Here is a 13,505-nt window from a genome sequence, read left to right on the forward strand (position 1 = left end):
TGGAATGGCAACAGTTTTTTTGACAAATTTTATAAGGTGCAGAACTTCTTTCCGTATGCTATTCCGATTGTCCTTGACAATGAGCCTCCTCGGATGTGACGATCTTCGGCAGGAGCTAACAGTTAAAGTTAGACTGCCTCGCTAGCGTTAGCACATCCGAGCTCATTATCAAGGATTCGCTGCGCCAATCTCTGGTTACGGTAACCAACTGGTGTCTCGTAGCCAAGTGTACCGTGCAACCGAAGGTGGTTCCACCAATTGACATAGTCAAATAACTCCAAATCCAATTGTTGTAAGGTTTCAAATGTGTATTGATAGACAAATTCTACTTTCAGCGACTTATAAGTTGATTCAGCTACGGCATTATCAAAAGGACAGCCTTTATGACTCAATGATCGATTGATGTCAAAAGTTGTTAATAATTCATCAATAGCTTGGTTATCAAACTCTTTTCCACGATCAGTATGAAAAATCTCAACCTCTGTCAGAGGTTGTTTGATACGGCTAAATGCTTTTTTTACTAGAACGGCATCTTTATGTTCTCCACAAGAATAGCCGAGAATTTCTCGATTGAACAGATCCAAAATGAAACAGACATAATTCCATTTTTTCCCGACTCGTACATAAGTCAAGTCTGTTACGATCGCTTCTAATGGGTTGTCTCTTAAGAATTTACGATTCAATACGTTTGTCGTTTTGGCTTCATTGCAAGTAGAATGATGTACTTTAAAATAAGCAACAGTATAGCTCGATTTTAATCCTCTATTTTTCATGATTCTACTAATTTTTCGTCGGCTGATCTGAATGCCTCGTTTTGATAAGGCTTTTTTTATTTTTCTTGAGCCGTAGGCCTTTCGGCTGCGGATAAATTCTTCAGCGACTACTTCTTCAAGTTCTGATTCGTCTTTCTTTGGTTTTGATTGATAATAATAGGACTGACGTGATAGACCTAATATTCTGCACATCGCTGATATAGGGTAAAGATGCTTATTCGCATCGATTACTTGTCTCTTCGTCCGAATATCAGCGCTGCTTGCTTTAAAATATCATTTTCCATTTCTAATTGCTGGTTTCTTTTACGTAGTTCTAACAATTCTTTTTGTTCAGGCGTAAGATTATCTTTTTCTTTGAATGAACCACTCGTTTTAGATTGCTTTACCCATTTGTCAAATGCTGAAGCCGTTAGTTCATATTCTCGAATGATTTCTACACGTGGCTTTCCAGCTAAGTAAAGATTGACGATTTGTTGCTTGAATTCTTGTGAAAAAGTTCTTCGTGTTCTCTTAGACATAAAAATTCCTCCTGGTATGTTTTCTTCTAGTCTACACACCTTAATTTTTCTGTCTAGTTAATTGTAGCCTATCCAATCTATCACATATAACTCTCCTGTAAAGATTCTCTCGATTCCTTAAAATTCCTCTTTCCTTTTAGAATGCACCCTTTTTGATAAATAAAAAAGGTTGTGATAAATTTTCTTCACAACCTCTGTTTCTCTCTATCAAGTATTATCTTTTAATTTTCTACCCTTACCCTAGCATCTCTATTGCCCATAGTATGCATGCTTTCCGTGTTTTCGAAAATAATGTTTATCTAGCAAATATTGTGGGATTTCACATATATTTGGGTTGATCAACTTGTTTTCTTTAGCCATCAAACAAATTTCATCTAAAATCAGGCTATTTTCTACTGCTTCTATAGGTGAGCGCCCCCAAGTGAATGGTCCATGTCCATAGACAAGTACTCCAGGGACTTCTTTTGGCTCTAATTTTCTTTCCTTAAATGTCTCGACAATCACATTCCCTGTATGAACTTCGTAAGCTTCTTTTACTTCTTCTTTCGTCAATTGGCGTGTACAAGGAATCTTTCCATAAAAAGCATCAGCATGGGTCGTGCCATAAGCTGGCAAATCTCTGCCTGCTTGCGCCCACATGACAGAGTGAGTAGAATGAGTATGAGTAACAGCAGTTACATCTTCAAAAGCTTTGTATAAAACAACATGGGTAGGCAGATCTGAAGATGGTTTTAAGCTGTCTTCTTCTATTATATTTCCTGACAAATCTGTTACAACCATTTGATCTGCTTGCATGCGTTCATATCGGACACCGCTTGGCTTAATAACGATGACTCCTAGCTCACGGTCCACTTCACTCACATTGCCCCAAGTCAATTTGACTAATCCGTATTGCGGCAATGCCAGATTTGCTTCAAAGACACGTTGCTTCATTGCTGCAATTTTTTCTTCACAAGACATCATAACCAGCCTCCTTCAATTTAGAACTTAAGTAGTCTTTTGCCTGCTGGATTTCTCTTCGAAAATCTTGACTTTTTTCACTCCACATTTCGATCAGGAATGTTCCATCATAATCTAGACGTTTCAAATGTCTCAATAATCCAAGAAAGTCAACGCATCCGTTACCAAAAGGAACATCTCGAAACTGTCCTGAATATTCTTTTGTTACAGGATACGTGTCTTTTAAGTGGATAGCAGTGATATAATCGATCCCTTTCTCAAGTTCTCGAGCCGGATTATTTTCCGGCCATGCGGACAAATTGCCTAGGTCTGGATATACTTGTAGAAAAGGGGAACGAATCTGTTCTTTGATTTCTAAAAATTTTGAAATGGAGTTCATAAATGGGTCATCCATGATTTCCACGGAAAGAATGATGCCATATTTAGAGGCTTCCTTTACACTTTCTTTTATTCCTTCGATAAAGTCTTCTCTGGAATTCATTGATTTCTCTTCATAATAAACGTCATATCCAGCTATTTGGATTACTTTGACGCTTAAATTATGCGCCAAATGGATTGCTTTTTTCATTAGTTGTTTCGCTGCTTTTTTCTTTTCTGGATCAGCAGAACCAAACGGAAATCGCCGATGCGCACTTAAACAAATCGAATGGATACGTACTCCAGAGCTAAACATCTCTTCTCTCAGCTCAGCTATCTTTTTTTCAGACCAATCTAATCGTGCTAACCGCTCATCCGTCTCATCAATCGACATCTCGATAAAATCGAAGTCCATTTCTTTTACAAGGGAAAAACGTTCTTTCCATGAAATATCTTTGGGTAATGCTTTTTCATAAATCCCAATTTGAGCCATTTCCTTACCCCCAGATACGAATGATCTCATCTTTGAAACATTGTGCAGCCTTCATTGGATCTTCTGCTGCTGTAATCCCCCGACCCGCGATAAAGGTATACACGTTGATTCCTTCAAACAATTGTAATGTGTTTGGATTTAATCCACCAGTTACAGAAACATTGAAGCCTAGTTCAATCAGTTTGCTGACCTTCGATAAATCTTTTTCACCCCAAGCTTCACCAGATAAGAGCGCATCACGGCTTTGGTGGTAGATTACCTGTCGGATTCCGATGTTATACCAATCCTTGGCTTGCTCAAAAGTCCAATTGCCATAGAGTTCTACTTGTAATTCGCCTATCTCTTTTTGTGCTGCCTTCATCGTTGGCATTGTTGCACAGCAAATGACTGTCATCCAATCTGCTCCTGCAGTAGCAACATTTCTTGCTACTGTTCCTCCAGCATCTGCACATTTTGTATCAGCGACCAGTTTTTTTTCTGGAAATATACTGTGAATACAGCGAATCGCTTTTTGTCCTTCCTGTAAGCAAAGGATCGTTCCCACTTCAATAATGTCTACTACATCACCGACTTTCATAACATCGCCTAATGCATGTTCTAAATCATTGTGATCTAACGCAATTTGCAGATTCGGCCTGCTCATCTTGGTTCCTTCTTTCACTTGTTTTTTTGATACCATGTTGTTTCAGCAAATTTTTCACTGATTTCTTTGGCGGACATCACATTTTTTATACCAATAACTGTAACGCCTTTTTTCTCTGCCTGAGTAAACATATTCAAAAAATTGACTGGTGTAAAAACGACATCATATTGACTGGCTGAGCTTTTTCCCTCTGAAATAGCACAATGATGAATCTTGGTAATTGGTATATTTAGTTCTTTCATTGCTTTTTCTACACTTCTCATCATCATCAAGCTGGTTCCTGATCCATTTGCACACGATACTAAAATTCTCATCCTAATCCCTCCATTATGAGTGTTGTCTAATCAGATTTCTTTTATGCTTTCTGCTTTTCTGCATATTTTTCATAATCTTCTACAATCAAGAAATACCCTTCAGGATTTTTCCGATATTGTAACTGCGGAATAGCCAATAGACCAATGACGACTACGGCGATTCCAGCATAACCTAGGACTTTCATGACTACTGTAAATAATGGCCAAGCTGTCGCCCAATCGAACATCCCGATATAACCACCGTATGTTGACATCCCGATCCATGTAGCGAATAATGCTGAACCGCCTACTTGTATGATTCCAGAAAGAAACGGGAATAGACAGGCAGCTTTGAATCCACCTCGGTTATTGGCATAAACTGCTATGACAGCATTATCAAAGAACAACGGAATGAAACCGGCTATGACGATCGTTGGCGATTTCAATAAAATCAGTAAACCAATCATCAAAAATTGACCCAAAGCACCGAACAAAAATCCAATCGTTACCGCATTTGGCGAACCAAAGCCAAAAGTAGCGGCTACATCGATTCCTGGAACAGCTCCTGGTAAAATCGTGTTTGAGATTCCTTGAAAAGATTGAGTTAGTTCATCGACGAAAGTCCGAACCCCTAATTGCAAGATTGCCAGATATACCGCAAAATTCAAGGAAGTCGTCATAATGTAGAATAAGAAACTCTGCCCCTCTTTCATGAATTGTGCTTGAATCAAATAATCTTTGCCTAGTACAAGCAGAATGATCCCAAAGAAAAATAGCATGAGCAACGAAGTAGCAACCATATTCTCATTAAATATCGATAGGAATCCTGGTAATTGGATATCTTCGATTTTCTTGTCTTGCTTGATCGATCGATTTTTCTTTTCATCCCGCTTTTTCATCCATTCAGCTAGTTTAGCAAAAATAAAGATTCCGAACATTTGCTGATGTGCCACCGCAAATCCGGCACCTTCTGTCAATTCCTGCGTGATCCCTACTGTTAAGTTAGAAGCTACTGCCCAATAACACCCTAAAATCAATCCCATAAATATCAATACTTGTATCCTGCCTAGATCAGGAAAACAAAACAGTAAAATCCAAAAAGCGGTAGCTGCTTGCTGGACCTGAACATTTCCGGTCGTGAAAACGGATCGCAGTTTCGTATATTTCTGAAAACGGACTAATAAAATATTTAAAACAAATGCAATCAGTAATAGAATCATCACATCTCCAAAGGTACGGCCAAATGTCTCCATTAATCCAGCATCCACAGCATTTTGTCCAAAATAAGGATCTGTAACCATAGCATCCAAATTAAACCGTTCTTTTAGTCCAACCAAGATTGGTCGAAAATTGTTGACCAAACCACCAGAGCCAACAGTCAAAATAAAGTAGCCAACCGTTGCCTTTAAGAATCCAGCGATGCATTCATGAAGCGGGCGTTTCAGCAAAATATAGCCTAATAACACGATAAAACCAATCAGGTACGCTGGCTGCGTCAAGATATTTGTTGCAAAATACGTCCAAATGCTTAACAAAAATTCCCCCATCTTTTTTCTCCTCTATCAATTAATTATATTCCGCCATCACAACTTGGTAATCATCGATGGAGTTCGTAGAGATGAGACGCTCAACCAATCCATCTGTCATTAATAATTCGGATAATTTTTGGATATTTTCTAGGTGTTCTTTTGGATTTTTTGCTGCGAGTGTAAAAAACAAACTGGCCGTTTTCTCCTCATTCTCATCTTCGCTTTCAAAACGGACTGGCTGCTTCAACTTGGTAAATGAAATAGCCGTTCCAAAAACTCCCTCGCTTTTTTCTGAAGAATGTGGCATGGCTACTTGAGGTGCAATCACAATATAAGGTCCATATTTTTCTACACAATGAATGATTTCTTCAACATACGTTTGATCAATGATTTTCTTATCAATCAATACACGACAGCTTTCGGCGATAGCTTCACGCCAATTCGTGATTTCTTTATCTGGGTAATGAATCAATTGATAGTCAAAAAAGTATTTCAGCAAGAAACTTCCCTTCTTTCTTATAAAAACGACGGAAACGGTGTATCATTTTCAATCGAGAAGACATCTTCAAATCCGCGATAAAAATTAAACTCAAGATCATCTTTGTTTGTCGGATAGATGAATTTCCCGCCTACTTGCCAGATATAAGGTTTAAACCCATAATGCAAGCGATCCTTTTTGAATTTCCAAATTTCAGTAATCTCTTTAGGATCAGCCATAAAATTAGACCAAATATCGTAGTGGACAGGAATCACTACTTTTGCATTCAATGACTCCGCCATGCGCAGCATATCAACAGAAGTAACTTTGTCTGTTATCCCTCGTGGGTTTTCACCGTAGGCTCCTAAGCAGACATCGATTTTGTGGTCATTGCCATGTTTGGCAAATAAATTGGAATAATGTGAATCTCCTGCGTGATAAAGATTACCTCCTGATGTTTCAAATAAATAATTTACTGCTATTTGATCCATCTCCTGAGGCATTTTTCCTTTCAATACTTCTTCCGGATCTTCACAAGTAACCAACGCTGTCCGATCAAACGCTTCTAAAGCTACTACATTGATATTTTTGATTTTGACCGCATCACCTGGTTTCACGATAATCGTTTTTTCTTCAGGGATCCCCCATTTTTGCCACATGTGAACCACTTCTTTTGGTCCAATGAATATTGCTTCAGGACAATTTTGATGCACGGCTGCAGCTGTGTGAATATCTAGATGATCGGAATGGATGTGTGTGACGATTAAAGCGTCTACATTTTTTATTTCAAAAGGATCGATTACGAAAGGCTGAGTCCGTAAGTTAGGCTGCATATTTTGAACACCGCTCATACGCATCATCTGATGCCCTTTTTTCATCATGCCATTTCCATGACTGCGTTTTCCCGTTCCACACCATAAATCACATAAGATATTCGTTCCTTCATGACTTTTCAGCCAAATTCCCGTACAGCCTAGCCACCACATAGCAAAAGTTCCAGGTTCCACTACCTCTGATTCGATTTCCTCGTTCAAATACATACCCCATTCTGGAAATGTTTCTAATATCCACTTTTCTTTTGTCACTTCATTTACCGTTTTGCTCATTTACTTGTTCCCCCCATATCATTCTTACGACTTACAAGTAAATCTTAATGCGTAACCGCATGCGTGAAAACCCTTTTATATGACTGTTTGTCTTTTATATGATTTTCTTTTAAATATTAATGATTGTTTCAGTATAATAAAGACAGATATGAATATTTAAATGAACAACTAATCAAATAAATCCATGGATCAAGATGTCCTTCAGGAGGCAACAGTCATGAAAAACTCACTTGTCAATATTGAAAAACGGCAAAAAGATATTTTGGAACTACTTCAGCAAACCGAACAATTGTCAACTTTTCAATTAGCTGAATCTCTGGATGTATCTATTAGTACGATACGCAGAGATTTAAATTTATTAGAAGAAAAAAACGAGATCATCCGCAATTACGGTTATTGTTCTTATAATTACAAAAACCAGACTGATTTTGATCAATCTGGTCCTGAAAGGATTAAACAAGCGATTGCCAGAGAAGCTAGTAAATACATTAGCGATTATGATACATTGTTTATTAATTCTAGCTCGACTGCATTGAAAACACTGGATTTTCTTCAATCTAACCATTTGACAGTCGTTACAAACAACGTAAAAATCAACTATTCTCCTCACAAAGATAATTGCAGTTATATTTTAACTGGCGGAGAGATGCGCTTTCCAAAAGAAGCACTGGTGGGCGATATCGCATTAAATACGATTTCTTCAATCAATGCAGACATTTGTATCATTGGTTGCAGCGGAGTCGATGTCGCACATGGGGTCACAACGAAAATATTGAATGAATCAACAATCAACGAAATGATGATCAACCAGACAATCAAATGTAAGATTCTAGTTGCTGATCATCGAAAAATCGGACTGACATCAAAATTCAAGATTGCTGATATTTCAGTCTTTGATTATTTGATCACTGATAAATTTTGCTCTGAAAAAGTATTAGACAAAATCAAGAATATGGGGACAAAAATCATCCAAGTAGATTCATTTTAAGAATTATGTTGGTTTGCGTAAAAAACTCTACTACATTCAAAATTACCATTTGAACATAGCAGAGACTTCTTAAAACGATAAAATGGATGAACAATCAAAATTTGATTTAATCATCCATTTTACTAACTATTTTCTCCACATCCAAAGTTCCGTATTCTTCCTTAGATATTACGAAAACAGGTATTTCAGGGAACTGACTTTCTATTTTATCTTTTGCATATCCAAGTAAAGGAGTGAGCAATAAGATGTCTGCTCTCTTTGCTTCTTTGTCTATTTGGCTAGAATCATATACTTTGACTGACACATTTTTTTGCTCTTTTTGAAAGAAATGTGTCAATTTTCTTTCTAAACGTTGCGTTTGCAAAAGTCCAACAGAAGAAATCAAACTGAATGTCATATCGAAAAGAAAGATTTTCTTTGGACTTTGTTCAGCAATCTTGGGCTTGTTAAGATTCATTGGTTATCTTCCTCTCTTTTGTCTTTAGATCATCCCAGTATTTTAACTAACTTTTATTATATATACATTTTTATGAAAGCGCTATATAATAAGTTAGATTATTATCTAAACTCAACAGAGATATTTGTTTACGAATACTATTTTTGTTAGATATTGAAAGGAGTACCGTCCATGTTAAGCAATAGTTTGATTGCTTTACTAGAAAAGAAGCGTTCCTCGTTAAGTAAAATCGAAAATGAAATATTGGATTATATATTCCTCCATTTGTCCGATATTGGAACAAAAACGATTTATGAAGTATCTGATGATTTATTTGTCTCAACTGCTACTATCTCCCGAACGGCTAAACATTTAGGCTATCAAGGTTTTAAAGAGTTGAAATACGCCATCGATCAATCCATCCATGTAGAGGAACAGGAAGGAAATAGCCGAAGCTTTCAAACAATCACGAACCAAATCACTTCAAATGTCACAGAGACGTTCCATCAAATGAGCGAAGAAAAGGCCAAACAAATGATGACATTGATCTATCAATCGAATACTATCGAAGTTTTTGGATTAGGAGGAAGCTTCCCTATTTGTACAGATTTTGCTCGAAAACTGACTTTTTTAGGAAAAAAAGCATTTGCTCGTTCAGATTGGGATGAACAAGAAGCAGCTGTAAGTAATTTGAAACAGGAAGACTTAGCCATTTTCGTCAGTTTCACAGGAGAAACAAAAGGTATCCTCTCCTATGCCCAGATTGCTAAAAGACAACAAGTCCCTATCATCAGCATTATTTCAACCAAGGGAAGTAACTTGGAAAAATTATCGACGATTTCCTTATATGCAAAGGGAACGACTCGCTATCACCACAGTGTCGATTTAAGTTCAAGAATTTCTGTGATTTGTTTATTTGATACAGTACTCTTGATGTATGCAGACCAAATGAAAAACAATTAGCTATAATTTGTTGCTATTTCTAGTGAAACATCTTACTCAATCATGTATGAGGATACAGAATATCTGTCTCCTCTTTTTTATTTCCTTTAGTTAGCTATAATAAACCTATCAATGAAAACGCAATCATTTTTTTTAAAAATCTTAAAACTACTAAGAGATGGAGGAAGAAAAATGAATACAAAGAAAAAGAAATCAACCTTTTGGGAGTTCTTTCAAGGGTTGGGAAAGACTTTTATGTTGCCGGTTGCTTTGTTGGCTTTCATGGGTATTCTTTTAGGGTTAGGTAGTTCATTTTCCAGTGAATCAATGATTCAGACTTTACCGTTTTTAGGATATCCAGCAGTTAAAGCAGTGTTCCAATTCATGTCTGCTATTGGCGGTTTTGCCTTTACCTACTTGCCAGTCATGTTTGCCATGGCCATTCCATTAGGATTAGTTCGTAAGGAAAAAGGTGTGGCCGCTTTCTCTGGATTCGTCGGTTACACTGTCATGAATTTAGCCATCAACTTTTACTTAGTCCTGACAAATCGTTTAGTTGATGCCGACCACTTGCGAGAAGCTGGACAAGGAATGGTTTTTGGTATCCAGACGATCGAAATGGGTGTTCTTGGAGGGATCATTGCTGGAATCATCGTTTATAAGTTGCATAACAGGTTTTATACTGTTCAGTTACCAGATAGTTTCGCCTTCTTCTCAGGGGCTCGTTTTGTACCGATTATCACTTCTCTAGTTTTAGGGTTTGTTGGTTTGATCATCCCCTTGATTTGGCCTTTATTCGCTATGGTCATTATGGCTATCGGCCAGCTAATCCAACGTTCAGGAATATTTGGTCCCTTCTTATTCGGTTCAGGGGAACGACTGCTTCTTCCATTCGGGCTTCACCATATTCTAGTTTCGATGATACGCTTTACTGAAGCTGGTGGTTCGGCGATCATTGATGGGAAAGAAGTATTTGGTGCACTGAATATCTTTTATGCAGAATTGCAAAACAATTTGCCTATTTCGCCAAGTGCAACTGCCTTTTTATCACAGGGAAAAATGCCTACATTTATTTTTGGACTGCCTGCAGCAGCATTAGCTATGTATCGTACCGCTGCACCACAAAATCGACATAAAATCAAAGGATTGTTGATTTCAGGTGTGATTGCGACAGCTGTGACCGGAATCACAGAACCAATCGAATTTTTATTTTTATTCATTAGTCCGCTATTATGGCTCTTCCATGTCGTCATGACTGGTCTAGGTTTTATGGTCATGGCATTATTAGGTGTCGTAATCGGGAATACAGATGGTGGAATCTTAGATTTTGTGATTTTTGGTCTACTCCAAGGTAATGACACAAAATGGTGGTGGGTATTAATAATCGGTGCTTTGTGGTTCGGTATTTACTATATTGTCTTCAAAACAGTAATCATAAAATTGGATTTAAAAACACCTGGGCGTGACAAGACAGTGGATGAAACAGAATATACCGATCAAGAAGTGAACTTTCATAAAACAGGCGGATACGATGCAAAAGGAATTTTAGCAGCACTTGGTGGTCAAGAAAACATCCAATCTTTAGATAATTGTATTACACGTTTACGTTTAGTTTTAGCAGATGCAGATATCGTAGATGATGAAAAGTTAAAACAACTAGGAGCATTAGGTGTGGTCCATCTCGATCATCAAAACGTCCAAGTGATTATCGGAACGAAAGTCACAACTGTTCGCAATCAGCTTGATACGATTTTAGGATAAAAAGATAGAAGGTGAAATTTGTGGCATTTGATACCGCTATAAATAGAAAAGGAACGTACTGTACACAGTGGGACTACGTTGAAGACCGATTTGGCGAAGCTGATTTACTCCCTTTTACGATTTCTGATACAGATTTTATGGTCCCCGAAGAAGTACTTGATACTTTGAAAGAAAGAATGAACCACCCAGTATTTGGCTATACCCGCTGGAATCATCATGAATTAAAAGAAGCAATTAAACAGTGGTATCAATCCCGTTTTGACACACTACTGGAAGAAGAATGGATCATGTACACTCCAACAGTTATCTATGCAGTATCTACCCTTATTCAAATGCTTACTAAAAAAGGGGAAGGAGTGGTTTTACAAACGCCAGCTTATGATGCTTTTTTTAAAGTCATCCAAGACAATGACCGACTTCTAGTCGATAATCCTTTGATCTATGAAGAAAATCAGTACCGGATCGATTTTACGGATTTAGAAGAGAAATTAGCCAGGCCAGAAAACAAAGTACTACTTCTCTGCTCTCCCCACAATCCAACCGGTAGAGTATGGAAACAATGGGAATTAGAAAAAATCGTGGCATTGTGCCGTCAGTATTCTATATTTTTATTATCTGATGAGATACACATGGACATTTTAGGACGAGGACAAACGCATATACCTATCACACGCTTCAATTATGAACAAGTGGCGATTGTCACCAGCGGTACAAAAACATTTAACTTCCCTGGATTGACATTTGCCTATACGTTGATACCGAATCTTGGGTTACGTGAGCATTTTCAAAGGAAGTTAAAAAATGCGGATGGGTTATCTTCTACCAATATTTTCGGTATGTTAGCGACAATGAGTGCCTATCGGTATTGCAGTCATTGGGTAGATGAACTGAATCATTATCTTGAAAGCAATCAGCGGTATGTAAAAGCATTTATCCAGGAAAAACTGCCAGATGTAAAAGTCGTCGATCTTGAAGCAACCTATTTGATGTGGCTGGATATATCCAAAGCTGTATCAGATATCCCTCTTTTAAGAGAGAAGCTGATTTCTATAGGCAAAGTGGCGATTATGGATGGATCGATTTACGGCGGAAATGGTCATCAATTTTTACGATTGAATATCGGCTGTCCGAAATCGAAATTAGTAGATGGACTAGATCGTATGTTGAAAAGTTTTGAAGCAACTGCTGAAATCGAAATTAAACCATAATAAAGGAGATGTGACAAAAATTTTTGTCACATCTCCTTTTTTCGAATATACGATGTTCTTAAAGTTGAACACTTCTGTCAAGATCTCTTTATTTAAGGTCGTTTTCGATCACTTTCACCGCGTGATCATTCCCGTTGAAACATGCTACTTTTTTGGCATCCATATATCTTTCTAAATAATCGTCTTCTCCTAGTTGCTTATGGCAAAAAGCAATTTCATAAAGCAAGTATTCCAATGCCTGGGTTGATTTATGTTTCTTATTGTACCCAATCCCCTTCTCGCACAACTGGATTGCTTTTTCATAGTTCTCGATTTTGCTGTAATAGGTGGCGATATTATAATATACGATACAGACCATCAGATTATCAAAATCAGTATCATTCAAGATTTTAAGCGTACGTTCCACATACACTTTTGCAAAGTCTAGTTCTCCTTTTGCCAAGTAGATCATTGCCACATTTGCAGCTGCTTGTAAGTGATGGATATCTGTTTCGGTCGTTTGTTCCAACACTTGATTGAAATAAAACAATGCTGCATCTTCTTTTTTTGCATAAAGATGATCAAGCAGTCCTTGATAAAACAAGATTTGGTTTAAAAGATCAGAATTGCTTACTTTTTTCTGATCAATCGTTTGTAAAATTTCATAAGATTCTTTGTACTTCGATACAGCATTCAACGATTGAATCTCACTTAATTTTTTTCTGATCTTGTCTTCTTCTGTTTCCACTAATATATCGGAGATCTCGACATTCAACTTTTTGCAAAGCGCACTTAGGATGTTGATACCTGGTGACATATTCTTGTTTTCGATATTGCTGACAGTTGCCTGTTCGCAAATACCTTCTGCTAATTGTACTTGTGTTAACCCCTTTTTCTTTCGGTATTCTTTCAGTAATGCTCCATCTACTTTTATCAAAACAATTTCCTTCCCTTTAAAAAATTATTTCTCCTTTATATCATACACAAAAAAAAGTTCTAAACAACCATAATTGTTTAGAACAGAATAAAAATTTTAATTTT

General features: G+C 37.3%; 14 protein-coding genes. 4 read left to right on the forward strand and 10 right to left on the reverse strand.

The window, feature by feature from the left end:
- Positions 1–128: 128 nt before the first annotated feature.
- The 8 genes from A5849_RS10370 to ulaG all read right to left on the reverse strand — a co-directional run bounded on the left by A5849_RS10370 (position 129) and on the right by ulaG (position 7,150).
- A protein-coding gene (locus A5849_RS10370; protein WP_086956687.1) for an IS3 family transposase occupies positions 129–1,291 on the reverse strand; the annotation gives its coding sequence in 2 pieces (ribosomal slippage) (positions 129–1,015 and positions 1,015–1,291; 1,164 coding nt in all).
- Positions 1,292–1,540: 249 nt separating this feature from the next.
- Complete coding sequence (locus A5849_RS10375) at positions 1,541–2,251, reverse strand: L-ribulose-5-phosphate 4-epimerase (protein WP_086310093.1); 711 nt, start codon at positions 2,249–2,251, stop codon at positions 1,541–1,543.
- The gene (locus A5849_RS10380) at positions 2,241–3,101 is read right to left on the reverse strand and encodes an L-ribulose-5-phosphate 3-epimerase (RefSeq protein WP_002309678.1); all 861 of its coding nucleotides are present in this window, start codon (positions 3,099–3,101) and stop codon (positions 2,241–2,243) included. The genes A5849_RS10375 and A5849_RS10380 overlap by 11 nt, the downstream gene beginning before the upstream one ends.
- Before the next feature lie 4 nt (positions 3,102–3,105).
- Positions 3,106–3,744, reverse strand: coding sequence for a 3-keto-L-gulonate-6-phosphate decarboxylase UlaD (locus A5849_RS10385; RefSeq protein WP_002309679.1), 639 nt, complete (start codon positions 3,742–3,744; stop codon positions 3,106–3,108).
- Positions 3,745–3,758: 14 nt separating this feature from the next.
- Positions 3,759–4,058 (reverse strand): PTS sugar transporter subunit IIB, encoded by a 300-nt coding sequence (locus tag A5849_RS10390; protein WP_002292382.1) that lies wholly within the window; start codon positions 4,056–4,058, stop codon positions 3,759–3,761.
- A gap of 41 nt (positions 4,059–4,099) precedes the next feature.
- Positions 4,100–5,584, reverse strand: a complete 1,485-nt coding sequence (locus A5849_RS10395; RefSeq protein WP_002309680.1) for a PTS ascorbate transporter subunit IIC — start codon at positions 5,582–5,584, stop codon at positions 4,100–4,102.
- A 19-nt stretch (positions 5,585–5,603) separates the two neighbouring features.
- On the reverse strand, positions 5,604–6,065 hold the full coding sequence (locus tag A5849_RS10400; protein WP_002320559.1) for a PTS sugar transporter subunit IIA: 462 nt from the start codon (positions 6,063–6,065) through the stop codon (positions 5,604–5,606).
- 17 nt (positions 6,066–6,082) lie between these two features.
- Positions 6,083–7,150, reverse strand: a complete 1,068-nt coding sequence (gene ulaG, locus A5849_RS10405) for an L-ascorbate 6-phosphate lactonase (RefSeq protein ID WP_002320560.1) — start codon at positions 7,148–7,150, stop codon at positions 6,083–6,085.
- 217 nt (positions 7,151–7,367) lie between these two features.
- Between ulaG and A5849_RS10410 the strand changes: the two genes are divergently transcribed.
- Positions 7,368–8,138, forward strand: coding sequence for a DeoR/GlpR family DNA-binding transcription regulator (locus A5849_RS10410; protein ID WP_002320561.1), 771 nt, complete (start codon positions 7,368–7,370; stop codon positions 8,136–8,138).
- 106 nt (positions 8,139–8,244) lie between these two features.
- Here the strand turns inward: A5849_RS10410 and A5849_RS10415 are convergent, their stop codons facing one another.
- Complete coding sequence (locus A5849_RS10415; RefSeq protein ID WP_002345025.1) at positions 8,245–8,595, reverse strand: hypothetical protein; 351 nt, start codon at positions 8,593–8,595, stop codon at positions 8,245–8,247.
- A gap of 171 nt (positions 8,596–8,766) precedes the next feature.
- Here A5849_RS10415 and A5849_RS10420 point away from each other — a divergent pair, with 171 nt between their 5' ends.
- The 3 genes from A5849_RS10420 to A5849_RS10430 all read left to right on the forward strand — a co-directional run bounded on the left by A5849_RS10420 (position 8,767) and on the right by A5849_RS10430 (position 12,485).
- Entirely contained in the window at positions 8,767–9,537 is a 771-nt protein-coding gene (locus tag A5849_RS10420; protein ID WP_002320562.1) for a MurR/RpiR family transcriptional regulator, read from the forward strand.
- 171 nt (positions 9,538–9,708) lie between these two features.
- Entirely contained in the window at positions 9,709–11,277 is a 1,569-nt protein-coding gene (malX, locus tag A5849_RS10425; RefSeq protein ID WP_002345024.1) for a maltose/glucose-specific PTS transporter subunit IIBC, read from the forward strand.
- Positions 11,278–11,288: 11 nt separating this feature from the next.
- Positions 11,289–12,485, forward strand: coding sequence for a MalY/PatB family protein (locus A5849_RS10430; protein WP_002309688.1), 1,197 nt, complete (start codon positions 11,289–11,291; stop codon positions 12,483–12,485).
- An 88-nt stretch (positions 12,486–12,573) separates the two neighbouring features.
- Here the strand turns inward: A5849_RS10430 and A5849_RS10435 are convergent, their stop codons facing one another.
- Entirely contained in the window at positions 12,574–13,401 is an 828-nt protein-coding gene (locus tag A5849_RS10435; protein ID WP_002309689.1) for a helix-turn-helix domain-containing protein, read from the reverse strand.
- Between the last annotated feature and the right edge of the window lie 104 nt (positions 13,402–13,505).

This window comes from Enterococcus sp. 10F3_DIV0382 (genome assembly GCF_002140245.1).
In the GTDB taxonomy this organism is placed as follows: Bacteria; Bacillota; Bacilli; order Lactobacillales; family Enterococcaceae; genus Enterococcus_B; species Enterococcus_B lactis.